Source organism: Modestobacter roseus, from assembly GCF_007994135.1.
Taxonomy (GTDB): Bacteria; Actinomycetota; Actinomycetes; order Mycobacteriales; family Geodermatophilaceae; genus Modestobacter; species Modestobacter roseus.
Window position 1 is genome coordinate 3326660 of sequence record NZ_VLKF01000001.1, and the last position, 24738, is coordinate 3351397.

The 24738-nt window shown below is 75.3% G+C and carries 24 protein-coding genes and 1 riboswitch; of the genes, 11 read left to right on the forward strand and 13 right to left on the reverse strand.

The genetic code is table 11. The features are described 5' to 3' along the window. Window positions 1-4: 4 nt before the first annotated feature. Together JD78_RS15930 and JD78_RS15935 are read right to left on the reverse strand one after the other, a co-directional pair. Complete coding sequence (locus JD78_RS15930; RefSeq protein ID WP_228395003.1) at window positions 5-352, reverse strand: DUF3817 domain-containing protein; 348 nt, start codon at window positions 350-352, stop codon at window positions 5-7. A gap of 177 nt (window positions 353-529) precedes the next feature. Further along, complete coding sequence (locus JD78_RS15935; protein ID WP_153358326.1) at window positions 530-1654, reverse strand: C40 family peptidase; 1125 nt, start codon at window positions 1652-1654, stop codon at window positions 530-532. Between the two features lie 15 nt (window positions 1655-1669). Next, a riboswitch (cyclic di-AMP (ydaO/yuaA leader) is annotated at window positions 1670-1839 on the reverse strand. Window positions 1840-2387: 548 nt separating this feature from the next. Here JD78_RS15935 and JD78_RS15940 point away from each other — a divergent pair. The 3 genes from JD78_RS15940 to JD78_RS15950 all read left to right on the forward strand — a co-directional run bounded on the left by JD78_RS15940 (window position 2388) and on the right by JD78_RS15950 (window position 5061). Beyond that, window positions 2388-3938 carry a phytoene desaturase family protein gene (locus JD78_RS15940; RefSeq protein WP_153358324.1) on the forward strand — a complete coding sequence of 517 codons (1551 nt, stop codon included), beginning with the start codon at window positions 2388-2390 and terminating at the stop codon, window positions 3936-3938. A gap of 90 nt (window positions 3939-4028) precedes the next feature. Continuing rightward, window positions 4029-4178, forward strand: coding sequence for a hypothetical protein (locus JD78_RS15945; protein WP_153358322.1), 150 nt, complete (start codon window positions 4029-4031; stop codon window positions 4176-4178). Between the two features lie 52 nt (window positions 4179-4230). Next, window positions 4231-5061, forward strand: coding sequence for a YhjD/YihY/BrkB family envelope integrity protein (locus JD78_RS15950; protein ID WP_153358320.1), 831 nt, complete (start codon window positions 4231-4233; stop codon window positions 5059-5061). On the opposite strand, the gene JD78_RS15955 is transcribed toward JD78_RS15950, so the two are convergent. Beyond that, the gene (locus tag JD78_RS15955) at window positions 5051-5902 is read right to left on the reverse strand and encodes a PPK2 family polyphosphate kinase (protein ID WP_153358318.1); all 852 of its coding nucleotides are present in this window, start codon (window positions 5900-5902) and stop codon (window positions 5051-5053) included. The genes JD78_RS15950 and JD78_RS15955 overlap by 11 nt on opposite strands. A 91-nt stretch (window positions 5903-5993) precedes the next feature. Further along, complete coding sequence (locus JD78_RS15960; RefSeq protein ID WP_228395002.1) at window positions 5994-8048, reverse strand: HelD family protein; 2055 nt, start codon at window positions 8046-8048, stop codon at window positions 5994-5996. A 102-nt stretch (window positions 8049-8150) separates the two neighbouring features. On the opposite strand from JD78_RS15960, the gene JD78_RS15965 reads away from it, so the two are divergent. Next, window positions 8151-8927, forward strand: a complete 777-nt coding sequence (locus JD78_RS15965; protein WP_153358316.1) for a PRC and DUF2382 domain-containing protein — start codon at window positions 8151-8153, stop codon at window positions 8925-8927. Window positions 8928-8950: 23 nt separating this feature from the next. On the opposite strand, the gene JD78_RS15970 is transcribed toward JD78_RS15965, so the two are convergent. From JD78_RS15970 to JD78_RS15985, 4 genes are all read right to left on the reverse strand, one after another. Next, a complete protein-coding gene (locus JD78_RS15970) occupies window positions 8951-9634 on the reverse strand; it encodes an alpha/beta hydrolase (protein ID WP_153358314.1) in 684 nt (227 codons plus the stop codon). A 119-nt stretch (window positions 9635-9753) separates the two neighbouring features. After that, a complete protein-coding gene (locus JD78_RS15975) occupies window positions 9754-10425 on the reverse strand; it encodes an acVLRF1 family peptidyl-tRNA hydrolase (protein ID WP_153358312.1) in 672 nt (223 codons plus the stop codon). Between the two features lie 4 nt (window positions 10426-10429). Continuing rightward, window positions 10430-11665: an MFS transporter gene (locus JD78_RS15980; protein ID WP_228395001.1), complete on the reverse strand. Its 1236-nt coding sequence runs from the start codon at window positions 11663-11665 to the stop codon at window positions 10430-10432. A 148-nt stretch (window positions 11666-11813) separates the two neighbouring features. Beyond that, a complete protein-coding gene (locus JD78_RS15985) occupies window positions 11814-13628 on the reverse strand; it encodes a phosphoenolpyruvate carboxykinase (GTP) (protein WP_153358310.1) in 1815 nt (604 codons plus the stop codon). A gap of 202 nt (window positions 13629-13830) precedes the next feature. Between JD78_RS15985 and JD78_RS15990 the strand changes: the two genes are divergently transcribed. Continuing rightward, entirely contained in the window at window positions 13831-15009 is a 1179-nt protein-coding gene (locus JD78_RS15990; RefSeq protein WP_153358308.1) for an NADH:flavin oxidoreductase/NADH oxidase, read from the forward strand. A gap of 57 nt (window positions 15010-15066) precedes the next feature. Here the strand turns inward: JD78_RS15990 and JD78_RS15995 are convergent, their stop codons facing one another. Both JD78_RS15995 and JD78_RS16000 read right to left on the reverse strand, forming a co-directional pair. Continuing rightward, complete coding sequence (locus tag JD78_RS15995; RefSeq protein WP_153358306.1) at window positions 15067-15558, reverse strand: SRPBCC family protein; 492 nt, start codon at window positions 15556-15558, stop codon at window positions 15067-15069. Further along, complete coding sequence (locus JD78_RS16000; protein WP_153358304.1) at window positions 15555-15884, reverse strand: ArsR/SmtB family transcription factor; 330 nt, start codon at window positions 15882-15884, stop codon at window positions 15555-15557. The genes JD78_RS15995 and JD78_RS16000 overlap by 4 nt, the downstream gene beginning before the upstream one ends. Window positions 15885-15968: 84 nt before the next feature. On the opposite strand from JD78_RS16000, the gene JD78_RS16005 reads away from it, so the two are divergent. The 3 genes from JD78_RS16005 (at window position 15969) to JD78_RS16015 (ending at window position 17820) form a co-directional block, all read left to right on the forward strand. After that, a complete protein-coding gene (locus tag JD78_RS16005) occupies window positions 15969-16205 on the forward strand; it encodes a hypothetical protein (protein WP_153358302.1) in 237 nt (78 codons plus the stop codon). 110 nt (window positions 16206-16315) lie between these two features. Then, entirely contained in the window at window positions 16316-16816 is a 501-nt protein-coding gene (locus JD78_RS16010) for an FBP domain-containing protein (protein ID WP_153358300.1), read from the forward strand. 23 nt (window positions 16817-16839) lie between these two features. Continuing rightward, window positions 16840-17820: an NAD(P)H-dependent flavin oxidoreductase gene (locus JD78_RS16015; RefSeq protein WP_153358298.1), complete on the forward strand. Its 981-nt coding sequence runs from the start codon at window positions 16840-16842 to the stop codon at window positions 17818-17820. A 63-nt stretch (window positions 17821-17883) separates the two neighbouring features. On the opposite strand, the gene JD78_RS16020 is transcribed toward JD78_RS16015, so the two are convergent. Further along, window positions 17884-18579, reverse strand: a complete 696-nt coding sequence (locus JD78_RS16020) for a DsbA family oxidoreductase (RefSeq protein ID WP_153358295.1) — start codon at window positions 18577-18579, stop codon at window positions 17884-17886. 56 nt (window positions 18580-18635) lie between these two features. Further along, window positions 18636-19001, reverse strand: a complete 366-nt coding sequence (locus JD78_RS16025) for a MerR family transcriptional regulator (protein WP_208104118.1) — start codon at window positions 18999-19001, stop codon at window positions 18636-18638. 108 nt (window positions 19002-19109) lie between these two features. Between JD78_RS16025 and JD78_RS16030 the strand changes: the two genes are divergently transcribed. Next, complete coding sequence (locus JD78_RS16030) at window positions 19110-19814, forward strand: SDR family oxidoreductase (protein WP_153358293.1); 705 nt, start codon at window positions 19110-19112, stop codon at window positions 19812-19814. Between the two features lie 119 nt (window positions 19815-19933). Here the strand turns inward: JD78_RS16030 and JD78_RS16035 are convergent, their stop codons facing one another. Beyond that, window positions 19934-20311, reverse strand: a complete 378-nt coding sequence (locus tag JD78_RS16035; protein ID WP_153358290.1) for an FKBP-type peptidyl-prolyl cis-trans isomerase — start codon at window positions 20309-20311, stop codon at window positions 19934-19936. 231 nt (window positions 20312-20542) lie between these two features. Between JD78_RS16035 and JD78_RS16040 the strand changes: the two genes are divergently transcribed. Together JD78_RS16040 and JD78_RS16045 are read left to right on the forward strand one after the other, a co-directional pair. Continuing rightward, entirely contained in the window at window positions 20543-23206 is a 2664-nt protein-coding gene (locus tag JD78_RS16040; protein WP_228395000.1) for an ATP-binding protein, read from the forward strand. Between the two features lie 407 nt (window positions 23207-23613). Further along, a complete protein-coding gene (locus JD78_RS16045; RefSeq protein ID WP_153358288.1) occupies window positions 23614-24711 on the forward strand; it encodes an ABC transporter substrate-binding protein in 1098 nt (365 codons plus the stop codon). Window positions 24712-24738: the final 27 nt, after the last annotated feature.

Consider the following 24738-nt stretch of genomic DNA (forward strand, 5'->3'; position numbering starts at 1 on the left):
GAGGCTAGCCAGCGCTGGCGGTCGCGGTCTCCCCCACCGGCAGCCGGCCGGTGCGCCGGGCCCAGTGCTCGAACCAGAGGGTGACCAGCGGCGGCACCGAGGCGGCGAGCGCCAGGACGGTGGTGCCGATCGACCAGCGGAGCACCCGCCAGGCGACCAGCGTGACGACGACGTAGGCGACGAAGACCGCGCCGTGCACCGGGCCGAAGACCTGGACGCCGACCTCGGAGGTGCGCAGCACCCACTTGACGAACATCCCGGCGAGCAGGAGCACCCAGGACACCGCCTCGGCGACGGCGACGACGCGGAAGGCGCGGGCCACGGGGGCAGGGGCGAGCAGTCGGGCAGCCACGACCGGGGACAACGAACCACCGGCGCCGCGGTCTCCCGGATGTGATCGACGTCCCCCGGAGACACCGGTGCCCCGGTCGCCGTGCGGCGACCGGGGCACCGGTGGTGAAGCGCTGGAGCGGCCCTGTCCGGGGGCTCACCCCGAACGTGCGAGGGGTGAGCGGGACGGGGTCCTTCCTCAGCCGGCGATGCGGCGCATCGCGGTGATGCTGCCCATCACGTCGATGCTGGCGACCTTGACGACGTCGCCGGAGGTCGGCGCGTGCACCATCTGGCCGTTGCCGATGTAGATGCCGATGTGGCTGACCGGGGAGTAGAAGGCGATCAGGTCGCCCGGCTGCAGCTCACCCCGGGACACCGCGCGCCCCATGCTGGCCTGGGCCCGGCTGGAGTGCGGCAGCGAGACACCGGCGGCGGCGTAGGCGTACTGCACCAGACCGGAGCAGTCGAACGACCCCGGACCGGCGGCGGCCCACACGTAGGGCTTGCCCTGCTGGGCCATGGCGGTGCTGACCGCCGTCCCGGCGGCGCCGCTGGAGGCGACGACCGGCGCGGACGGGGCCTGCGCGGCCGGAGCCGCGCCGCGGGCGGCGCTGCCGCCCCCACGGGAACCGGAGCCGGAGCCGGACGCCTGCTGTGCCGCGGCGGCCTCGGCGGCGTGCCGGCGCTCGGCCTCGGCCCGCGAGGCGGCCTGCTCCGCGGCGGAGAGGCGCTCGTACAGCGCCTGGTACTCGGCGATCTGCTTGTTCAGGTCCGTGCGCTGCGCCTCGACCTGGTCGAGCTGGGCCTGCGCCTCGGTGGCGGCGGCCTCGGCCGCCGCCTTGGCCTCGGTGGCCTGCTCGTCGGCCGTGACGGCCTCGCCGAGGATGCCGTTGTTGTGGTCGGCGATCGAGTCCAGCGTGCCGACCCGGTCCATCAGCTCGTCGGCGGACTCGCTGGTGAGCATCGCCTGCAGGGTGCTCAGCTGGTCGCCGGTGTAGGCGCTGCGGGCGACCTCGCGGACCCGGTCGCGGGCCCCGGCGAGGGCGGCCTCGGCGGCCGCGACCTGGGCGGTGGCGGCGTCGACCTCGGCCTGCTTGGTGTCCAGCTCGACGCGGGCGTCGTTGAACTGCTCGGTGACGACCTCGAGGTCGTGCGCGCGCTCGGCGACCAGGGTGGCGGCCTCGGCGGAGGTGGTGGGCTCGGCCGCGGCGGGCGCGGGGGCGAGCAGCGGGGCGGCGACGAGGGCGCCGGCGGCGATGAGGGTGACGACGGCCCGGCGGGAGACGGACCCGCGACGGGCAGGGTTGAGCGAACTCGCCATGTTCGGCGGGTGGTCCTTTCTTCCAACGTGCCGCCTACCGAGTTAGCTGACGGGTTCGGATGGGAAGACACCCGGCACCTGCGGCCCGGCTGGGCCGCGCAGTGCTTCACCCCAGTGCTGCGGTGGGTCCCCGGTCCCCTGGCCCGCCGTCGTGCGCGGGCCGTGGAGTTCGGCGGCGGTCTGGTCGGTCGCCACCGAGGGGTGGCTGAGGTGCCCGTCCGGACCGCCGCCCACCGTAAGGGCGTTATGGGCTCGTGACAAAGGCTCATTGCGATTTTGTTGAGAAACTCCGGTGGTGTGCTCCAACACGCTCACCGAGGGTGACTGGCGCGCCGGGATTCGCGGCTCCCGGACCCGACCACTCTCCCCGGGCTCCGGGTCCGGACCGGCGACACGCGACCCGACCTGGGCACCCGCGGGCGCCCGGTCGGAGCCCCCCCCCGACCCCCGGCCGGTGCTGTCCCCCCGGCCCCGGCGACCGTCTGATCACGCTCCGCGATCGCACGGGCCGCCCACGCGCCGGCTCCGCTGGGCGGCCCGACGGGCTCCCGGCGCGGCGTTGCCCGGGAGCGTGCGCCGGACCTGCTAGCGCCCCGCGGTCCCCGGCCCGCCAGGATGACCCGGTGCCGACCCTTGCCACCGCCCCCTGGGCCGCCCCCCACCTCGCCGTCGCGGTGCCGTTCGGGCACGACGTCGACGCCCCGTTCGCGCCGCGCCCCGCCCGGGACCTGGCGTGAGCACGGCGGCGCGGTACGACGCGGTCGTGGTCGGCGGCGGGCACAACGGCCTGGTCGCCGCCGCCTACCTGGCCCGGGCGGGGTGGTCGGTGCTGGTGCTGGAGCGGCGGGACGTGCTCGGCGGCGCCGCGGTCAGCCAGCAGGTGTTCCCCGGCGTCGACGTCCGGCTGTCGGCGTACTCCTACCTGGTCAGCCTGCTGCCCGACCGGATCGTCACCGACCTGGGCCTGCCGCTGGACCTGCGCGACCGGGCCGTGGCGTCCTGGACCCCGCTGCGCCGCGACGGGCGGCACCGGAGCCTGCTGGTCGAGCGGGACGAGGGGCCCGCGACGGCGGCGTCCTTCCGCGCGCTCACCGGCTCCGACGCCGAGCTGGCCGGCTGGCAGCGCTTCTACGGCCGGCTGAGCACCCTCGCCGAGGACCTCGCACCCACCCTCACCGAGCCGCTGCCCGGCGAGGCGGAGCTCGCCGGGCGGCTGCGCGACCCGGGCATCTGGCACGACCTGCGCGAGCGGCCGCTGGCCGACGTCGTCGGCGACCACCTGACCGACGACGACGTGCGCGGCATCGCGCTCACCGACGGGCTGATCGGCACCTTCGCCGACGTGCACGCCGCCGACGGGCTGGCCGGGCGCTGCTTCCTCTACCACCTGGTCGGCAACGGCACCGGCCGCTGGCGGGTGCCGGTCGGCGGCATGGGCGCGGTCAGCGGCGCGATCGCCACCGCTGCCCGGGCCGCCGGCGCCACGCTGCTGACCGGGGCCACGGTGACCGCGCTGGAGACCCGCGCGGACGGCGTCACGGTGCACTGGACCGACGCGGACGGGGTCGCACACGCGGCCGACGCCGGGCACCTCGTGGGCGGCGCCGCGCCGGCGGTGCTGGACGACCTGCTCGGCGCGCCGGCCGGCCCGCGACCGTCGGGTTCCCAGCTCAAGGTCAACATGGTGCTGCGGCGGCTGCCCGGGCTGCGCTCCGGCGACGACCCGCACCGGGTGTTCAGCGGCACGGTGCACGTCGACGAGTCGGCGTCGGCGATCGACGCCGCGTACGCGAAGGCCGCGGCCGGGCAGCTGCCGGACGTCGTCCCGTTCGAGGTGTACTGCCACTCGCTGACCGACCCGTCGATCACCGGCGGCACCGGGCTGCACACGCTGACCCTCTTCGGCCTGCACACCCCGGCGGAGCTGTTCGCGGCCGACCCGGTGGGCACCCGCGAGGAGGCGGTGCGCCGGGTCGTCGCCCAGTTCGACGACCACCTCACCGAGCCGCTGGCCGACTGCCTGGCCATCGACGCCGAGGGCCGGCCCTGCCTGCAGGCGGCCTCGCCGCTGGACGTCGAGGCCGCACTGGCCATGCCCGGCGGGCACATCTTCCACGGCGACCTGTCCTGGCCGGTGGCCACCGACCCGGCCCAGGCCGGCACCTGGGGCGTGGCGACGTCGCACCCGCGGGTGGTCGCCGCGTCGTCCGGGGGCACGGTGCGCGGCGGTGCGGTCAGCGGGCTCGGCGGGTTCGCCGCGGCCCAGCACCTGCTCGGCCGCTGACTCCCGCGATCCGTGCGTGATCAGCCGCTCACGGGGAACGGAGGCTGCAGAGCCAGGGGCCACCCGGCCCTGACGACGACGGGAGCCGCCATGAGCACGCCGCCGAACGACCCCTCCGACCCGCAGCCGACGTCGAAGTCCCGGCAGAACCGCAGCCGGGCGATCGTCGCCGGCGCCATCGCGCTGATCCTGGTCGTGATCTTCGGCTACATGCTGCTGGTCGGCGGCCTCGTCGACTGACGCCCGGCCCGCCGCTGCGCGGTCCCGGCCCGCGGCGTGGTCACATGACCCGGTGCGGGCGGCGGAGGAGGTGCGGGGGCTCGCGGCGTCGGTGCGCCGCCGGCTGGGTGGGCGCGACACCGCGCTCATCGCCGCCGGGCTCACCTTCTACGCCGGGATCGCCGTCGTCCCGGGGCTGGTGCTCTCCCTCGCGCTCACCAGCTGGGTCACCGGCGGGGACACCGTCGAGCGGCTGACCGCCCGGCTGGCCGACGTGCTGCCCGCCGAGCTCGGCGCCCCCGCCGCGCTCACCCGGCTCGCCGAGGCCGGCACCGGGCTGTCCCTGGTCGGCGGGCTGCTCACCCTGCTGCCGATCTCGCTCTACGGCGAGGGCCTGCGCCGGGCGCTGCTGCGCTTCAGCCCGGCGCACGACCGGTTCACCGCCTGGCGCGGCCGGCTGCTGGCGCTGCCGCTGCTGCTGATCGCCCCGCTGCTCACCTGGCCGCTGCTGCGGGCCGGTGAGGCGCTCGCGGAGCTCTCCGCAGAGCCCGGGGTCAGCAACGGGCTGGCCGCGCTGGCGGTCGGCTACTACTCGGTGCTCGCCGTGCTCACCGTGCCCCTGGCCTGGGTGTTCGGCGTGGTCGCCGCCGGCCGGTTGCGCTGGACGGCGGTGCTGTCCGGGGCGCTGTTCACCGCCGCCTGCCTGTCCGGCTTCCTCCAGGGCTTCGTGCTGTTCCTGTCCCTGCCGCTGGACCTCGGCGCCCCGTTCGGCGGGCTGACCGTGGTCGGCGGGGTGGTCGCCGTCGGGTTCTGGCTCTTCCTGCTGCACCTGGTGCTCATCGCCGGCTGGCTGTGCACCGAGGCGCTGGACGAGCGGCTCGCCCGGCGCCCGGTCAACCGCTGAGCGGCTGCTCCTCGACGAGCCGGTCACGCTGCTCGTCGACGTCCCAGGTCGGCTCGGGCAGCCGCGGCTGCAGGGCCGTCAGGGTCTCCAGCAGCAGCCGGCCGACAGCCCAGTTCCGGTACCACTTGCGGTCGGCCGGCACGACGTACCAGGGCGTGGTGTCGGTGTCGGTGCGCTCCATCGCGGTCGCGTAGGCCTCCTGGTACTCCGGCCACAGCGCTCGCTCGTCGACGTCGGAGGGGTCGAACTTCCAGCGCTTGGTCGAGTCGTCGAGCCGGGCCAGCAGCCGCTGCTTCTGCTCCCACGGCGACAGGTGCAGGAAGACCTTGACGACGGTGACGTCGTCGGCGACCAGCTGCCGCTCGAACCGGGTGATCTCCCGGTAGCGGCGCTCGATCACCTCGGGGGCGGCCAGCTGCCGCACCCGGCCGACCAGCACGTCCTCGTAGTGCGAGCGGTCGAAGACGCCCACCTTCCCCGGCCCGGGCAGCGCCTTGCGCACCCGCCACAGGAACGAGTGCCGCAGCTCCTCCGGCGTCGGCCTGCCGAAGGAGACCACCTGCACGCCGTGCGGCTCCATCGCGCCGACGACGTGCTTGACCACCCCGCCCTTGCCGCTGGTGTCCATGCCCTGGAGCACCAGCAGCACCCGGCGTCGGCCGCCACCGACGCCCTCCGCGTAGAGCCGCTGCTGCAGCTCGGCCAGGCGCTCGGCGTCGACCCGCATGACCTCCCTGGTCCGCTCCTTGTCCCCGGGCACGAGCGGCGTCGACCGCGGGTCGAGCCCGCTCAGCCGGACCGGGGCGGGGGGCACGCGGAGGGCTCGGCGCAGGGAGGACATCCGTGCAGCCTAGGGACGACGACCCCCGGCTTCCTCGCGGCATAGGAGGCTCTGCACCCGGTTTCGGGGCCGAGAGTGGGTGCACAGCCTCCTATGCCTGGGCCAGGAGGTCGGGGAGGTCGCCGCGGTGCAGCACGACCATGCTGCTCACCGCCCGGGTGAGGACGACGTAGAGCCGGTGCAGCCCGCGCGGCTCGGCGGCCACGATCGCCGCCGGCTCCACGACGACCACGTGGTCGAACTCCAGCCCCTTGACCAGCGTCGCCGGCACCACCGACACCCGGGTGGGCGCACTGCCGTCGTCGGCCAGCGCCGCCAGCTCCAGCCCGGCCGCGGCCAGCATGCCGACCACCTCGGCGACGTCGGCGTCGGCGCAGACCACGCCGGTCGACCCCTCCGCCCCGGCCAGCTCGGTGACCACCCCGGCCAGCGGCCCGGCGAGCGTGGCCACCGGCTGCAGCCGCAGCGCCCCGGGCTCCGAGCGCGCTGCGGTGGCCGCGGGCAGCCCGGGCGCGATCCGCGGCAGCAGCCGGTTGGCGAAGTCGAGCACCTCACCGGGCACCCGGTAGCCGCGGGTCAGCGGCCGGATCGTCGTCGCCGGCCGCCCGAGGCCGGCCAGCGTCTGCGCCCAGTCCGGCGCCGACCAGGGGCTGGTGGCCTGGGCGAGGTCGCCGAGCACGGTCAGCGAGCCCGCGCCCAGCCGCCGGGCGATGGCGCGGCACTGCATCGGGGAGAGGTCCTGCGCCTCGTCGACGACGACGTGCCCGTAGCCGGGGGTGCGCTCCAGCAGGCCGGCGACCTCGTCGACCAGCACGGCGTCCGCGGCGGTCCACGGTGCGCTCCGCACCGACCGGGGCGCCTTCGGCCAGCGCAGCAGCGCCTGCTCCTCGTCGGTGAGCACGCCCCGGGCGGCGCGGGCAAGCCGCTCGGGGTCGGTGAGCAGGTCGTGCACCAGCCCGGCCGCGTCCACCGCGGGCCAGACGCTGTCGCAGAACGCCCGCACCTCGGCGCTGCGGGCGCACCGGCGGGTCTCGGCGTCGGTCGGGCTGCCGCCCCCGGCCTCCTTCAGCCGGCGGGCGTACTCGGCCAGCCCCATCGCCAGCCGCTCCCGGCCGGCCGCGTAGTGCACCAGCTGCTGCTCGTCGGCGCCGCTGGTGCCGGCCCGGCGCAGGTCGTCGACGAACCGCTTGAGCCGGTCCTCGCCGATCCGGTACTTCCGCCCGGACAGCGTCACCTGCACCGACTCAGCGGGCTTCCGGACGCCGCCCCACAGCGCCCGGCGCAGCACCTCGGCCAGCCGCGGGTCGCCCTTGAGGACGGCGACGTCCGGCGCGTCCTCGGCGCGGACGGTCACCCGGGCGGTGAGGTCGGCGACGGTGGCCTGGTCGACCTCCACCTCCCCCAGCGCGGGCAGCACCTGCTCGATGTAGCGGAGGAACGCCCGGTTCGGGCCGACCACCAGCACGCCGGTGCGGGCCAGCTGCTCGCCGTGGGTGTAGAGCAGGTAGGCCGCCCGGTGCAGCCCGACGGCGGTCTTCCCGGTGCCCGGGGCGCCCTGCACGCAGATCGACTCGGTGAGCGGCGCCCGGACGATGTCGTCCTGGTCGGGCTGGATGGTGGCCACGATGTCGCGCATCGGGCCGCTGCGCGGGCGCTCGATCTCTTGCCGGAGGAACGCGCTGTCGTGCTCCTCCCCGACCGGCTCGTCGCCTGCCGCCAGGACCTCGTCCTCGTAGCCGGTGAGCTCCCCAGCGGAGAAGCCGAACCGGCGGCGGCGCACCAGACCCTGCGGTTCGGCGGCGCTGGCCTGGTAGAACGGCCGGCTCATCGGCGCCCGCCAGTCGATGACCACCGGGTCGCCGGCGGCGTCACGCACGTGCCGGCGGCCGATGTGGAAGGTCTCGGCGGCACCGTCGGTGCGGCCGAAGAACGGCGGCACGCCGGGGTCGGTGGCCAGGGAGCGCAGTCGTTCGGCGCGAGCAGCACCGAGCCGCTCGGAGGCCCAGGCGTCCACCCCGGCGTCGGTGACGGCGACGGCCGCGGTGCGCATCTGGGTCAGACAGTCGGCCGCGCGGGCCAGGTGGGCGCGCTCGGCGGCGAGGACGGGATCGGGGGTGGTCTCGGCGGGGGCGGGAGTCGGAGACACGGTTGGAGGACGCTACGCGCGGGAGCGCAGCGGCTCAACGGGGATGCGTGACGGCGCGCCGGGGCATGTGTAGCCGGGGTCACCCCGGAGCACCCACGAGGCATGACCACTGACTCCGCGCCGCCGCCCGTGATCGGGGCGACCGTCGACGACCGGGACGGCACCGCCCTCGGCACCGTGACCGCGGTCTTCCTCGACGACGTGACCGGCCGACCGACCTGGATCGGCCTCACCGAGGGACAGCACGCCGCGCCCGACGACGAGGAGGTGCCGGTGATCGCACCGATGGCCGGTGCCGAGTTCGACGGCGGGCGGCTGCACCTGACCGTGCCCGCCACGGCGGTCCGCACCGCCCCGCGCGTGGCCCGCCCCGACCACCTCAGCCCGGACGAGGAGGCCACGCTGCAGGCGCACTACCGGGTCGGCGCGGCCGCCGGCACGGGACCGGAGCCGGCGCACGCGCGCACCGCCCCCGTCCCGACCACGCGTGACGGCGCCGGCGACGGCACGATGACCCGCTCGGAGGAGCAGCTTGAGGTCCACACGGTGGTCGAGCCGTGGACCCGGGCGGTGCTCCGGATCGAGGAGGTCACCGAGGAGGTCATGGTCCCGGTCACCGTCACCCGGCAGCGCGCCCGGATCGAGCACCTCCCGCTCCGCGCGGGCGGGGGCGCCGACGGCGACCGCACCGAGGTGGGCGGCGACCGGACCGGGGAGTGGGTGACCCTGTTCGGCGAGCGGCCGGTGGTCTCCGTCGAGCGCGAGCCGGTCGAGCGGGTCCGGCTGACGACCTCCTGGACGACGGAGGAGCACGAGGTCGGCGAGCAGCTGCGGCGTGAGCGGGTCGAGCTCACCACCACCGAGGACCCGCGGGGCTGACCCGGATCAGGCGCGGAGACCCGTCAGACCCGGGGCCCGTCCAGCCACCAGCGCAGGGCGCCGGAGACCAGCCGTGGCGGGAGGTCGTGGCCGCCGGCGAACTCGTCGTAGGTGACGACGTACCCGTCGGCGGCCAGCTCGGCCGCCACCCGCCGCCCGCAGCGCGCCACCGGCAGCACACGGTCGTCGGTGCCGTGCGCGATCCAGAACCGCGGGCGCCCGTGCCGGCCGGGTGGGGCCGCGAACCCCGGGGAGAAGGCCAGCACCGCGTCGGCGAGGTCGCCGTTGGCGATGCCCAGCGACAGGGCGTAGGAGGCGCCGTCGCTGAACCCGCCGATCGCGACCCGGTCGACCGCCGTGCGCGCGAAGACCTGGGCGAGGGCGGCGTCGATGGTGGCGATGTCGCGCCCCGGCCCACCGGCGACGAGGTCCCAGGTGAACGCCGTCGACGACGGCGCGAGCACCAGCGCCCCGCGGTCGGCGGCGAGCTCCCCGACCTCGGCCAGCGAGTCGGCCGCCGAGCCCCCGGCGCCGTGGCAGAACACCAGCAGCGGCCGGGGCACCGGGTCACCGGGTGGGACGGCGAGCACCGCCTGCGCCGACGTCCCCAGCTCCAGGGTGGTGCGCCCCGGCGGGAACGGCTCCCCGGACGGCTCGGCGAGCGGGCGGCTGTCGAGGCGGCCGTCGGCGGCGCGGGGAACGGTCACCCGGCGGCACTACCCACGGGCCGGGCGCGCCGCACGGCCCGAGTGCGCAGTCCTGGTCGCGGACACGCACCGACACGCCGGTACTGGCGACCGGAAGCGCTCACTCGGCCAGCCGGGGCTCAGTCGGCCGGTCGCTCGCCCGGTTCGACGATGTGCACCCGCACGGCGCGGAACTGGGCGGGGGTCTGCAGCAGCACCGCCTTCGTCGGCTCGCCCACCTCCAGCGGGGGCAGCCGGGGCAGCTCGGCCAGCCGGCGCAGCCGCGGGTCCTCGAGCACCTCCGCGACCAGCCCCCGGTCACCGCCGGGCGCCAGCGCCTGGAGCCGGCCGGCGTGCGGCAGCAGCACCCGGGCCGTGGTGTCGGCGGCCGCACCGACCACGGCGTCGGTCTGGTTGGCCCGCCGCCGGGCGAACCGCTGCTGCGACCAGCCTCCGGCGGCGGTGCGGCCCTGGACCTGCCGGGTGTCGACCTTGGAGACGACGAGCGCGGCGCCGTCGAACACCCCGACCGCCCACCGGCCCCGCCGGACCAGCAGCACCGCGGTGCGCCGGGGCGCCTTCGCCGCGACGGTGAGCGAGGTGAGCAGCGCGGGCCCGGGCGTCCAGCCCGGCGGGCCGGTCACCCGCAGCCAGGTGGTGTCGGCGCAGGTGACCACCACGTCGCCGTCCTCGACCCGGACGTCGGTGAAGGCGCCGTGCCGGTCGGCGACGCCGTCCAGCCAGCGGCCCAGCCGTTCGGGGGCCACCCCGAGCAGCCGGCCACCGCCCGCGGCCGGGCGGGGGGCGGTCACGGCCTCATCGGGCCAGCGCCGGGTCGGCCACGTGCTCGGCGGGCACGTGCAGCAGCCGCTGCCCGAGCGCGACGACGACGGCCGCGACGACGGCGGCGGCGGTGGCCACCAGCACGCTCGCGTTCGCGCCCTCGGCGTCGACGATCTTGCCCGCCAGCGAGGCCCCCACCGCGACGCCCAGGGCGAGCGCCGTGCCGATCCAGGTGAAGGCCTCGGTCACCGCCGCCCGCGGGACGAGCACCTCGGCCAGGGTGAAGGCGCTGATCAGCGACGGCGAGACGGCGATCCCGGCGACGACCACCAGCGGCAGCATCATCCAGTAGCCGTCGACGAGCAGCAGGGGGACGGTGCAGACGCTCAGCACCAGCAGCGCGGCCACCAGCCGGTGCCGCAGCGGCAGCCGCCAGTGCACGGCGCCCCAGCCGATCCCCGAGGCCATCGACCCGGCGGCCAGCCCGGCGATGAGCAGCCCGGCCAGGGACCGCTGGTCGACCTCGTCGGCGAAGGCCACCAGCGCGATCTCCAGGGTGCCGAGGACCGCCCCCACCGCGGCGCCGACGACGAACAGCACCCGCAGCCCGCGGATGCGCATCGCCGAGGGCCCGCCGCGGTGCTCGTGCTCGGCCGGCGGCGGCTCGGTGCGCTGCTGGACGGCGAAGAGCACGCCCCCGACCGCGGCCAGCGTGAACGCGGTGACCAGGCCGGAGGTGGTGTGCCCGGTCGTGGACAGGAACGTGACCAGCACCGGCCCGACGATGAAGACGAACTCGTCGACCACCGACTCCATGGCCAGCGCGGTGGGCAGCCGCGGCGTCCCGCGCAGCAGGTGCGTCCAGCGCACCCGGATCATCGAGGAGACCGGCGGGATGCTGGCCCCGGCCGCGCCCGCGCTGAGGAACACCGTCCACAGCGGCCAGTCCTGGCGGACCGAGGTCAGGAAGACCACGCCGGAGGTGACGAAGACGGCCAGCACGGTGAGCAGCACCCGCCGCTGGGCATGGGTGTCGGCCAGCCGGCCGATCACCGGGCCGGCGACGGCGGTGGCCACCGCCCCGACGGCGGCGACGGCACCCCCCAGCCCGTAGGAGCCGGTCTCGGCCTGGACCAGCAGCACGCTGCCCAGGCCGAGCATCGACAGCGGCAGCCGGCCGATGAGGGCCGCCAGCACCATCGGCACCGCGTGCGGGGTCCGCAGCACGTGCAGGTACGGGTTGGGCACGAGCGGGACTGCCTCCGTCACGGGGTGGTGCGTGCCGGCGCCACGGTAATCGACGGATCCGTCCGGCCCCGGGTACGACGGGATCCCGTCCCCGACCACGCTGTCGGGGACGGGACACCGTCCGGACCGGACCGCGACGGCGACGCTGCCGCGCGGACCGGGGTCTTCGTCAGGCGAGGCGGCTCTTGAGGATCTCCAGCTCGTCCCACAGGGTGCTGGGGAGCTTGTCGCCGAACTTCTCGAACCACTCGGTGATCTGCGGCACCTCCGCCTGCCACTCGCCCGTGTCCACCCGCAGCGCCTGCTCGACCTGCTCACGGGTCATGCCCAGGCCGGAGACGTCGAGGGAGTCCGGCGTCGGCACGTGGCCGACCGGCGTCTCCTCGGCGGCGGCGGTGCCCTCCAGGCGCTCGACGACCCACTTGAGCACCCGGCTGTTCTCCCCGAAGCCGGGCCACAGGAAGCCGCCGTCGTCGTCCCGGCGGAACCAGTTCACGTAGAAGATGCGCGGCAGCTTGCTGGCGTCGTGGGCCTTGCCGGTCTCCACCCAGTGCCGGAAGTAGTCGCCGGCGTTGTAACCGATGAACGGCAGCATCGCGAAGGGGTCGCGGCGGACGACGCCGACGGCGCCGGTGGCCGCCGCGGTGGTCTCCGAGGAGAGCGTGGCGCCCATGAACACGCCGTGGTTCCAGTCCCGGGCCTCGCTGACCAGCGGGATCGTGGTCTTGCGGCGGCCACCGAAGAGGATGGCCGAGATCGGCACGCCCTTCGGGTCCTCGTACTCCGGGGCGAGGATCGGGCACTGGGTGATCGGGGTGCAGAACCGGCTGTTCGGGTGGCTGGAGGGCTCGTCGGAGTCCGGCGTCCAGTCCCGGCCCTTCCAGTCGGTCAGGTGCGCCGGCGGCTCGTCGGTCATCCCCTCCCACCAGATGTCGCCGTCGTCGGTCAGGGCGACGTTGGTGAACACCGAGTTGCCCTGGTCGATGGTGCGCATCGCGTTGGGGTTGGTGTCCCAGCCCGTGCCCGGCGCGACGCCGAACAGGCCGTACTCGGGGTTGAGCGCGTAGAGCCGGCCGTCCTCGCCGAACCGCATCCAGGCGATGTCGTCCCCGAGGGTCTCGACCTTCCAGCCCGGGATGGTCGGCTCGAGCATGGCCAGGTTGGTCTTCCCGCAGGCGCTGGGGAAGGCCGCGGCCACGTAGTAGGTCTTCTGCTGCGGGCTGGTCAGCTTGAGGATCAGCATGTGCTCGGCGAGCCAGCCCTCGTCGCGCGCCATGACCGAGGCGATCCGCAGCGAGTAGCACTTCTTGCCCAGCAGCGCGTTGCCGCCGTACCCGGAGCCGTAGGACCAGATCATCCGCTCCTCGGGGAACTGGACGATGTACTTGGTCTGGCTGCACGGCCAGGGGACGTCGGCCTGGCCGGCCTCCAGCGGCGCGCCGAGGGAGTGCATGGCCGGCACGAAGTCGCGGTCGGTGCCCATCGCCTGGAGCACCCGGCTGCCGATGCGGGCCATCACCCGCATGGAGACGACGACGTACTCCGAGTCGGTGAGCTCCACGCCGAACATCGGGTTCTCGGCCTCGACCGGGCCCATGCAGAACGGGATGACGTACATGGTGCGGCCGCGCATGGAGCCGCGGTACAGCTCGGTCATCACCGCCTTCATCTCGCCCGGGTCCATCCAGTTGTTGGTCGGGCCGGCGTCGGCCTCGTCGACCGAGCAGATGAACGTGCGGTCCTCGACCCGGGCGACGTCGCTGGGGTCGGAGGCGCAGTGGAAGGAGTTGGGCTTGGCCGCCAGCCGGGTGAACGTGCCGGCGTCGACGAGCTTGGTGGTGAGGCGTTCCCACTCGGCGTCGCTGCCGTCGACCCACACCACCTGGTCCGGCGTCGTCAGCTCGGCCATCTCCTGCACCCAGGCGAGCAGCCGGGGGTGCGTGGTCGGGGCGTTGTCGAGGCCGGGGGTGGCAACAGAAGTCACGGCGTCTCCTCTGGGGTACGCCGGTGCGGGCCACACCGGCGCTGAGCTGGACGGCTGGGGAGCGCCGACCCGGCCACGTCGGTGGGGCCGGGGCGGATCGCACGAGACTAGCCGCTGATTTCAGTACGTATAAGACGTCTTTTCGAAGTGTGACCCAGCTCGCCCCGGGATGCCCCGGGACGAATGACCTGTTGTGCGCCCCGTGAGCGAACCGACCACCCCCGCCCTGCTGCAGCCGCTGACCCTGCGCGGGGTGACGCTGCCCAACCGCCTCGCCGTCGCACCGATGTGCCAGTACTGCGTCACCGACGGCGTCGTCGGCGACTACCACCTGGTGCACCTGGGCCGGTTCGCGCTCGGCGGGTTCGGCCTGGTCGTGGTGGAGGCCACCGGGGTCACCGCCGAGGGTCGGATCAGCCCCGGCGACGTCGGCCTGTGGAACGACGAGCAGGTGCCCGGCCTGGCCCGGGTGGCCGCCTTCCTGCGCGACCACGGCAGCGTGCCGGCGATCCAGCTGGCGCACGCCGGCGGCAAGGCGAACACCCTGCGCCCGTGGGACGGCAACGGCCAGGTGACCGCCGAGACCGCCCGGCCCGGCGACGCGCCCTGGACCCCGGTCGCCCCCAGCGCGGTCCCGATGGGCGAGGGCTGGACGGCGCCGCACCCGCTGTCGGTGGCGGAGCTGGCCGGCGTCCGCGACGCGTTCGTCGCCGCCGCCCGGCGGGCGCTGGCCGCGGGCTTCCAGGTCGCCGAGGTGCACGCCGCGCACGGCTACCTGCTCAACGAGTTCCTCTCCCCGCTGACCAACCTGCGGGACGACGAGTACGGCGGCTCGCTGGAGAACCGGATGCGCTTCCCGCTCGAGGTGGTCGCCGCCGTCCGCGAGGTGTGGCCGGCCGACCTGCCGCTGATGGTGCGGGTCTCCGCCGTCGACGCCACCCGGGAGGGGACGTCGCTGGCCGACACCGTCACCTTCGCCCGCGAGCTGAAGGCGCTCGGCGTGGACGCGATCGACGTCTCCGGCGGTGGCATCGGCCCCGGCTGGGAGCACCCGATCGGCTACGGGTACCAGGTGCCCTTCGCGGCGGCGATCCGCGAGCAGGCCGGGATCCCGACGATGGCCGTGGGGCTGCTCGTCGACCCGCAACAGGCCGACACCGTCGTCGCCACCGGGCAGGCGGACCTGGTCGCCGTCGCCCGCGAGGCGCAGGACGACCCGAACTTCGCCGTCCACGCCGCCCGCGCGCTGACCGGCTCCCACGACGCCTACCCGGTGCAGGCCGGCCCGCGGCTGGCCTCCCGGGAGCGGCTGCTGCAGCGGCTGGGGCCGTGGACCGGCCCCGACCCGGTCCGGGTCGAGCAGCCCGCCGCCCAGGCCTGACGAAGGACCCCGGCCCCCTCACCCCTCGCGAGCTCGGGGCGAGCCTCGGGCCGGGGCCTAACGGCCGTAGGCGGGGCCGGTGGCGGCCAGGAAGTCGTCCCAGCTGCCCGGCGCGGGGTGGCCGCCCACCTCGGCGGCGAGCTTGTCCAGGTACCAGTGCCAGCCGAGGGTGTAGTCGGTGAGCTCGGTGCCGGCCGGGAAGACCTGGGTGAACAGCAGGACGGTCTGCCCGTCCGCCCGGGTCAGGTCCAGCTCGACCCGCCAGGCCTCGTCGGTCAGCCACTCGACGACCAGCCGGTGCGGCGGGGCGCACTCGACGATGCGCATCGGCTCGCCGACCAGCTCCTCCTCCTGCGTCATGGTGAAGGTGCCGGTGCCACCGACGGACCGCTCGCCGTCGTAGGTGCCGATCCAGCGGGCCATCCGGTCGGGCTCGGTGAGCGCAGCCCACACGTCCTCGACCGGGTCGGGCCAGCTGCGGCGGAACTGCAGCCGCACGCCCTCGGGCACCTCACGGACCTGCCCCAGCCGCTCGTCCTGCGTCGTCATCGACCGTCCTCCTGCCTCCGGGCCCGCCGGCCGCGGGCGATCTCGGTGTCCAGCGCGTCCAGGCGCTGCGCCCAGAGCCGGCGATAGGGCGCCAGCCAGGCGTCGAGCTCGGCGAGCGGGGCGGGGTCGAGCGCGTACACCCGGCGCTGCCCCTCGGCGCGGACCCGCACCAGCCCGGCTTCCCGGAGCACCCGCAGGTGCCGGCTGACCGCCGGACGGCTCACCGGGAAGCGCTCGGCGAGCTCCCCGGCACCCTGCTCACCGGCGGCGAGCAGGGCGACGATCTGCCGCCGGGTGGGGTCGGCCAGGGCTCCGAGCGCCTCCATGACACATGTGTAACAGAGGTTTTACGTAAACGTCCAGTTACGCACGACGGTTCGGACGCCGGCCGCCCGGGAACGGCGGGGTGCATGACCGTCACCGATCCCGGCACCCCCGACCCGCTCAACGACCCCCGGACCACCCAGGCCGACCCCGGCGCCCTCGGTGAGGGGGAGGACCTCGCCTCGACCGAGGACGACGCCGTCGCCACCGGGGACGACGAGCTCGCCACCTCCCGCACCGAGGCCGACGAGGCCGGCGGCGGCGACGTCACCGGCGGGTTCGCCGGCGCGGTGGGCGAGGCGCCCACCAGCGACCGGACCTGAGACGGACCGGTCCGCACCACCCCCGCCCGTGCTGCCGAAATCGGCGTGCGCCGGCCCAGCGTCGTTCCGTAACCTCCCCGGGCCCCGTCCCGACGCCCAGGAGGCTCCCCGTGCAGGCCCTGTCCGAGGCCGCGATCCGCCGCTCGCTGGTCAACTGCTCGCGCAGCGAGGCCGCGGCGATGACGCTCCCCCGCGACATCGACGAGTTCGACTGGACCGCGGCCGACGTGCTCGGCTGGCGCGACCCGAAGGCCGAACTGCGCGGGTACCTGGTGCACGAGCAGGGCGGCGACCTGGTCGGTCTCGCCCTGCGGGCCGCGGACACGAAGATGTCCAGCCGCCGGTCGGCGATGTGCCTGCTCTGCCACACCGTGCAGTCGGCCGACGCGATCTCGCTGTTCACCGCCCGCCGGGTGGGCGAGGCGGGCCGCAACGGCAACACGGTGGGCACCTACGTCTGCGCCGACCTGCGGTGCGCCGGCCGGGTGCAGGCCGTCCCGCCCTCGGCCCAGCACCTGGACGAGGAGCTGCAGGCCCTCGCCGTCGAGGAGCAGGCCGAGGGCCTGCGGCAGCGACTGGCGGCGTTCACCGCCGACGTGCTGCGCCACTGATCCCCGGGGACGACGATGGGCCGGTGATCAAGACCCCGCTGACCCGCTGGTTCGACCTCGACACCCCGGTCTTCGGGGCCCCGATGGCCGGCGTGGCCGGCGGCGAGCTGGCCCGGGCGGTGTCGCTCGGCGGCGGGCTGGGGATGATCGGCGTCGGCGCTGCGACACCGCCGGAGTGGATCACCGAGCAGGCCCGGCTGTCCACCGAGGCCGACGTCTCCTTCGGCGTCGGCCTGATGGCCTGGGTGCTCGCCGACCGCCCGGAGCTGCTGGCCGCCACGGTGGCCGCCGAGCCGGCGCTGGTCTCGGTCTCCTTCGGCGACCCGGCACCGTTCGTCGGTCCGCTGCACGACGCCGGCATCGCCGTCGCCACCGCGGTGAACAGCCGCGCCGACCTGGACCGGGCGCACGCGGCGGGGGCCGACGTGATCGTCGCCCAGGGCACCGAGGCCGGCGGCCACACCGGGCACCGGTCGACCCTTCCGCTGCTGCAGGAGGTGCTGGCCGCCACCGACCGGCCGGTGCTCGCCGCAGGCGGGGTGGCCACCGGGGCCGGGCTGGCCGCCGTGCTGGTGGCCGGGGCCGCCGGGGCGTGGATCGGCACCCCGTTCCTGGCCTGCACGGAGGCCACCACCTCGCCGGCGGCGCGCGAGCGGGTCCGCGCCGCGAGCGGCGACGACACCGTGCTGACCAGCGCCTTCGACATCGCACAGGGGCTGGCGTGGCCGGACCGCTGGCCCGGCCGGGCGCTGGTCAACGACTTCACCGAGACCTGGCACGGCCGCGAGGCCGAGCTGCGCGGAGACACCCGGGCGGCCGAGTGGGTGCGCCGCGCCCGCGCCGACGGCGACCTCGCCGCGGCACCGGTCTACGCCGGGGAGTCCGTCGGGCTGGTCACCGCGGAGGAGTCGGCCACCGACGTCGTCCGGCGACTGACCACCGACGCACGGACGGCGCTGGAGCGCGCCCCCCGTCTGCTCGGCCGGGCGAACACGATTCCTTGAGCAGTGCCGGCCCCGTCCGGAGGCTCGCCCCGAGCTCGCGAGGGGTGAGGGGGACGGGGTCCTTCACCAGACCGAGCAGCTGCCGTCCTCGCAGCCCTCGGCGGCCGGCACGGTGGTGAGCGGGTGGGTGTCGGCCCAGGCCCGCTCCAGCAGCTGCAGCAGCGTCTCCGCGGGCTGGGCACCGGCGGCGCCGTAGGTGCGGTCGACGACGAAGAAGGGGACGCCGGTCGCGCCGAGCGTCCGCGCCGTCTCGATGTCCGAGCGCACCGCGGGCAGGAAACGGCGGTCGGCCAGCGCGGCGCGCACCTCCGCCTCGTCCAGCCCCACCTCGACGGCCAGCGGGACGAGCGCGTCGACGTCGAACACCGACCGCTGCTCGGTGAAGTGCGCGTGCAGCAGCCGCTCCTTCATCTCGCTGCGCAGCCCGTGCTCGGCGGCGAGGTGGATCAGCTGGTGGGCCAGCAGCGTGTTGCCGCTGACGCCGTCGGCCAGGTGGTACTCCAGGCCCTCCCCGGCGGCGATCTCCTCGACCCGGCGCATCTGGCCGGCCATCTCCTCGACGCTGCTGCCGTACTTGGCGGCCAGCGCCGGGAGGGTCGGCTCGGTGTGCCCCTCGGGGATGCTCGGGTCGAGCTGGAAGGACCGCCAGACCACCTCGACCTGGTCGGCGTGCGGGAAGCGGGAGAGCGCCGTCTCCAGCTTCCGCTTGCCGATGTAGCACCACGGGCACACGACGTCGGACCACACCTCGACCTGCATGACCCGCGCAACCAGCGGCCGGCCGTGATCATTCCGGCCGGCCACCCGGCGCCGGCTCAGGACGCAGCAGCGCCCGGCACGTACTGCGCGCCGATCCGGATGATCTCCTCCAGCCGCTCCCGGGCCCGGGTGAGCTCGTCGATCTGCCGGCTGATGCGATCCCGCTGATCGGCCAGGTGCGCCAGCATCGCCGGGGTCGCGACGCCGGTGTGGACGCACGGCAGCAGCTCCAGGACGTCCTTGCTCGACAGCCCGGCGGCGTAGAGCTGCTGCACGAACCGCACCCGGCCGACCGCCTCCTCGGCGTATCGGCGCTGCCCGCTCGGGGTGCGCTCGGCCTCCAGCAGCCCCTGCTCCTCGTAGTAGCGCAGCGCCCGGACGCTCACGCCCGACCTGCTCGCGACCTCGCCGATGCGCAGCACCGGACCTCCTCGGGTGTTCGGGACCACAGTTGACCCTGACGTCAACGTCAGGTCCTAGCGTCCGCCATGCACCCACCCGAACGCAAGCACCCGACTGCAGGAGAACCCATGGACATCACCGGATCGGTCGCCCTCGTCACCGGCGCCAACCGCGGCCTCGGCCGCGCCTTCGCCCAGGAGCTGCTCGCCCGCGGGGCCAGCAAGGTCTACGCGACGGCCCGCCGCCCCGAGCTCGTCGACGTCCCGGGCGTGCACGTGCTCTCCCTGGACGTCACCGACCCGGCGTCGGTCGCCGCCGCCGCGGCCGCGGCCCCCGACGTGACGCTGCTGGTCAACAACGCCGGGATCACCACGCACACCAACCTGGTCACCGGCGACCTGGCGGAGGTCCGGCGGGAGATGGAGACGCACTACTTCGGCACGCTCGGCGTCGTCCGGGCCTTCGCGCCCGCGCTGGCGCGCAACGGCGGGGGTGCGATCGTCAACGTGCTCTCCGCGCTGTCCTGGTTCTCCACCGCCGGCGCCAACGCCTACGCCGCGGCCAAGGCGGCGGAGTGGAGCCTGACCAACGGCGTCCGGATCGAGCTCACCGGCCAGGGGACCCAGGTCACCGGGCTCGTGCTGGGCGCGGCGGACACCGACATGATGGCCGGCTACGACGGCCCGAAGACCGCCGCGGTGGACGTCGTCCGGACGGCGCTGGACGGCGTGCAGGCCGGCGACTGGGAGGTGCTGGTCGACGACTGGAGCCGCGGCGTCAAGGCCGCGCTGGCCGCCGACCCGCGCGAGTTCTACGCCGCACCCACGGCCTGAACCGGCGGGGGCTGCGCCGCCGTCCCCCTGCACCAGAGGGCGTCCCCCTGCACCAGCGTCGGTGCGGGGGGACGCCCGTTGATCAGGTCACCTGATCGAAGCCCGGCGGAGGGCCGGGATCAGCGGACGCCGACGAGGTCGACGACGAAGACGAGCGTGGCGCCGGGCTTGATCACGCCACCGGCGCCGCGGTCGCCGTAGGCCTTGTGCGGGGGGATGGTGAGCCGACGGCGGCCGCCGACCTTCATGCCCTGGATCCCCTCGTCCCAGCCCTGGATCACCATGCCGACGCCCAGCCGGAACTCCAGCGGGTCGCCCCGGTCCCAGGAGGCGTCGAACTGCTCGCCGCCGTCGTGGGTGACCCCGACGTAGTGGGCGCTCACCAGGCTGCCGGCGGTGGCCTCGGGACCGTCGCCGACGACGAGGTCCTCCTGCACCAGGTCGTCGGGGGCCGGACCGGTCGGCGGCTCGACGTCGGGGCGGGTCAGCTCTGCCACGGGGGTCTCCTCGGGGTCGGGCGCCGGGCGGTCCCGGCGCGGGCACTCCCCCCATCCAACCCGCCACCCGGCCGGGCCCGCAGACCGGGCCGTCCGCCTCGACGGCACGCCACCGCCCGGCGGGAGGTAGGTTGCCCAGGGTGGCCGGACGTGCACAGTCGGCTGCGGTCCTGGGGCGCGCGTGGCGCGTCGCCCCCGTCGTCGAGCCGACACCGGTCGGGAGGTGGGCAGGTGACGCCTGGTGCCGCATCGGCTGCAGCCGGCGACCTGTTCTCCGGCGGCGGCGAGGCGGGCCGGCTGATGGCCGCCCTGGACTGGTCGACCACCCCGGTGGGCGCCGTCGGCACCTGGTCGGCGGGCCTGCGCTACGCGGTGCGCACGGTGCTGGCCTCCCGCTACCCCATGGTGCTCACCTGGGGGCCGGAGTACACCCAGTTCTACAACGATGCCTACGCCCCGTTCATCGGCGCCAAGCACCCGGCGATCGGCGAGGACATCCGGGTCACCCTGGCCGAGGGCTGGGCCGCGCTGGCCGACCCGGTCGACCACGCGATCACCGCCCGCGAGGCGTCCTGGCTGCCGCGGCTGCCGCTGCTCCTGGAGCGCGCCGGCTACCGCGAGGAGACCTACTTCACCGTCTCGCACGCCCCGGCCTTCGAGGACGACGGATCGGTCGGCGGCATGCTCGGGGTGTGCACCGAGGTCACCGGTGAGGTGCTCGGGGAGCGCCGGCAGCGCCTGCTGCACGACCTGTCGAGCACCGGCGCGTCCATGACCGACGAGGACCAGCTCCTCACCGCGCTCTGCGGCACCCTGGGCAGCGACCCGCTGGACCTGCCGTTCGCCGCGGTCTACCGCCACGGCGACGGGGCCCTGCGGCGGGCCGCGGTGGCCGGCTGCCCGCCGGAGCGACTGCCGGCGGAGGTGCCCGGTCCCCAGGCGCTCCCCGACCCGGTCGCCGCGCTGGGCCTGCGCGGCGGCGCCTGGTCCGACCCGGTCACCGCCGCCGTCGCGCTCCCGCTCACCGCACCGGGCGGGGAGCCCCTCGGTCAGCTGGTCGCCGGGGTCAGCCCCAACCTCGACCTGGACGAGGAGTACCGGACCTTCCTGGAGCTCGCCGCCGGCCAGGTCGCGACCGCACTGGGCAACGCCCGCGCCTTCGAGGCCGAGCGCCGGCGGGCGGAGGCGCTGGCCGAGCTGGACCGGGCCAAGACCGCCTTCTTCTCCGACGTCAGCCACGAGCTGCGCACCCCGCTCACCCTGCTGCTGGGGCCGATCAGCGACGTGCTGGCCGATCCGGGCGCACCGCTGCCGGACGGCGCCCGGGAGCAGCTGACCCTCGCGCTGCGCAACGGGCAACGGCTGCAGCGCCTGGTCAACGACCTGATGGACGTCGCGGCGATCGAGGCCGGCCGCGCCGCCGCCGTCCGGGTGGAGACCGACGTCGCCGCGTTCACCACCGAGCTGGCCGGGGTGCTCCGCGCCGCCGCCGAACGGGCCGGCCTGACGCTCACCGTCGACTGCCCGCCGCTGCCGCGACCGGTCTTCGTCGACCCGCGGATGTGGGAGAAGGTGGTGCTCAACCTGCTGTCCAACGCGGTGAAGTACACCTTCGTCGGCAGCATCGCGGTCACCCAGCGCGCGGCGGGTGACCAGCTGGTGCTCACCGTCCGCGACACCGGCATCGGCATCCCCGCCGCCGAGCTGCCGCTGGTCTTCGACCGGTTCCACCGGGTGCAGGGCTCCGTGGCGCGCACCCGGGAGGGCACCGGCATCGGGCTGGCGCTGGTCCGCGAGCTCGTGGCCCTGCACGGCGGCTCGGTCACCGTGGACAGCGAGCCCGGCGTCGGCAGCACGTTCACCGTCACCGTCCCGTTCGGGTCACCCGATGCCACACCGGAGGACGGCGCACCCGCGTCCCCCTCCGCCGCCGCGCTGGGCACCGCGGCGAGCTGGGAGCAGGACGTCACCGTGCTGCCGGACCCGGTCGCCCCGCCGGGCGCCACCGCGACGGTGCTGGTGGTCGACGACAACGCGGACATGCGCAGCTACCTGGTCCGGGTGCTCTCCCCGCACTGGGCGGTGCGCACCTGCGCCGACGGCGAGGAGGCGTTGCGCAGCATCGCCGAGCACCGCCCGGACGTCGTGGTCACCGACGTCATGATGCCGCGGGTCGACGGGTTCGAGCTGCTGCGCCGGCTGAAGGGCGCCCCGGGCACCCGGTCGATCCCGGTGATCATGCTGACCGCCCGAGCCGGGCAGGAGGCCGCGGTGGAGGGCCTCGCCGCCGGCGCCGACGACCACCTGGCCAAGCCCTTCCAGGCCACCGAGCTGGTGCACCGGGTGCGGGTCGCGGTCGAGCGCGCGGGCCGTCACCGACCGCCACCGCCGCAACCGGCCGCCTCCCCGGTGCCCGCCCCGGACGTGCGCGCACTGGTCCCGGCCAGCCGTCGGCCGGCCACGCCCCTGCCCACGCCACCCCCACCGCCGGCCGGCGAGGGGGTCACCCGGGAGCGGTGGCGGTTCGCCTCCGTGCCGCAGTCGATCGCCGGGCTGCGCCGCGCGCTGCGCCGGTTCCTCGCCGCCGCGCAGCTGGACGAGGACCAGGCCTACGACCTGACGCTGGCCACCTGCGAGGCGGCGACCAACGCGATCGAGCACGCGCAGGACCCGAGCGAGCCCTTCTTCGACGTCACCGCCGAGGCCGGCGCCGACACGGTCGTCATCACCGTGCGCGACTACGGCCAGTGGCGCGAGCGGGGCGCGAGCATGGACCGCGGACGCGGCGGGATGCTGATGAGCGCCTTCGCCGACATCACCGCCACCCCCGGCCCCGAGGGCACCACCGTGGTCATCCGCGCGCACCGCGCCGGCGAGGGCCCGAACTCCGCCTAGCCACCACCCCGCCCGACCCCACCCCGCCCGACCCTGACCAGGTTTCGGCGCCGAAACCTGTCCGGGTTTCGGCGCCGGAAGCCGGAACGGTCGTGCGACATGTGCGCCGGGTGATCGTCCGCATGCGCTCAGGGAGGGCGTCGATCGGCATTGACAGCGGGAGTTGTGACCCCGATAACATGTACGGCAGCAGCACGGTTGTACGGATGCCGAACACCGTCTCCTGGCAATGCCGCCTCGGGACGTCGCCGTCGAGCCACCGGGAGAGCAGCGTGAGCACTCCAGAGCACCTGCCGCGACCGCGGGCCGACGCCCCCGCCCCGAGCCGCACCCGGGACACCGCCGGGGCCGTGCTCTCCGCCTCGCCCGCCGACCTCGCCCCCACCGCCTCAACGAGGAGACCGTCCATGAGCAGCCGTCGCACCTCCCTCCGATCCCCGGTGCGCGCCGCCCGCGCGCCCCTCGCCCTCGGCCTCGCCGCGCTGCTGCTGGCCGCCTGCGGCGGGAGCGACTCCGAGGGGTCCGACGCCGCCGCCGGGTCCGGCACCGACGGCGGCGGGAGCGGTGGCACGGAGCAGGTGACGTTCCTGAACATCCTGCCGCTGGCCAGCCTCTCCTTCGCCCCCGAGCTCGTGGCGACCGAGTGCGGGTACTTCGAGGACCAGGGCCTGGAGGTCAGCTTCGAGACCACCCAGGGGTCCGCCCAGGCGATCCAGACGGTGCTCGCCGGCTCCGCCCTGATCACCCGGGTCGGTGACCTGGAGACCCAGCTGGCCGTGGCCGAGCGCGATGCGCCGCTGGTCGCCGTCGGGCAGCCGACCAAGCAGGGCACGATCCGCTTCATCTCCGCCGAGAGCGACCCGCTGGAGACCGCCGAGGACCTCGAGGGCCGGCTGATGGGCACCCCGTCGGAGGGCGGCACCAGCCAGATCCTGCTCGAGCTCGTCGCCGAGTCGGCGGGCATCCCCAAGGAGGACGTGCAGACCCAGGTGGTCGGGCTCGCCCCGGGCGTGTTCGACCTGGTCTCCTCCGGCCGGATCGGCGGCTACATCGTCTCGCTGGACACCGCCGTGCAGCTGGAGCAGCAGCAGCCGGAGGCCGTCGTGTTCGCGCCGAACGACGCCATCGCCAGCGGCGGCCAGGTCTACGTGACCTCGCAGGACCAGAGCGAGGACCCGGCGAAGCAGGAGCAGCTGCGCCGGTACCTCGCGGCGATCGACGAGACGCTGCAGTTCATCATCGAGGACGAGGCGAACGACTTCGCCGAGACGTTCGAGTGCCTCGAGCCCTACGACATCCCGGCCCTGGAGACCCCCGAGGTCGCCCGGGAGAGCCTCTCGACCTACATCGAGTCCTGGACCGCCGCCGGCGAGGAGGAGCTCGGCGCAGTGGTGCCGGACCAGTGGGACGCGGTCTACCAGGAGATGGTCGACGGCGGGTTCATCGAGGACGGCCTGGAGCCCTCCGAGTGGTACACCAACGAGTTCCTGCCCGGGGGCAACTGATGCGACTGCCCGGGACCACTCCCCCCT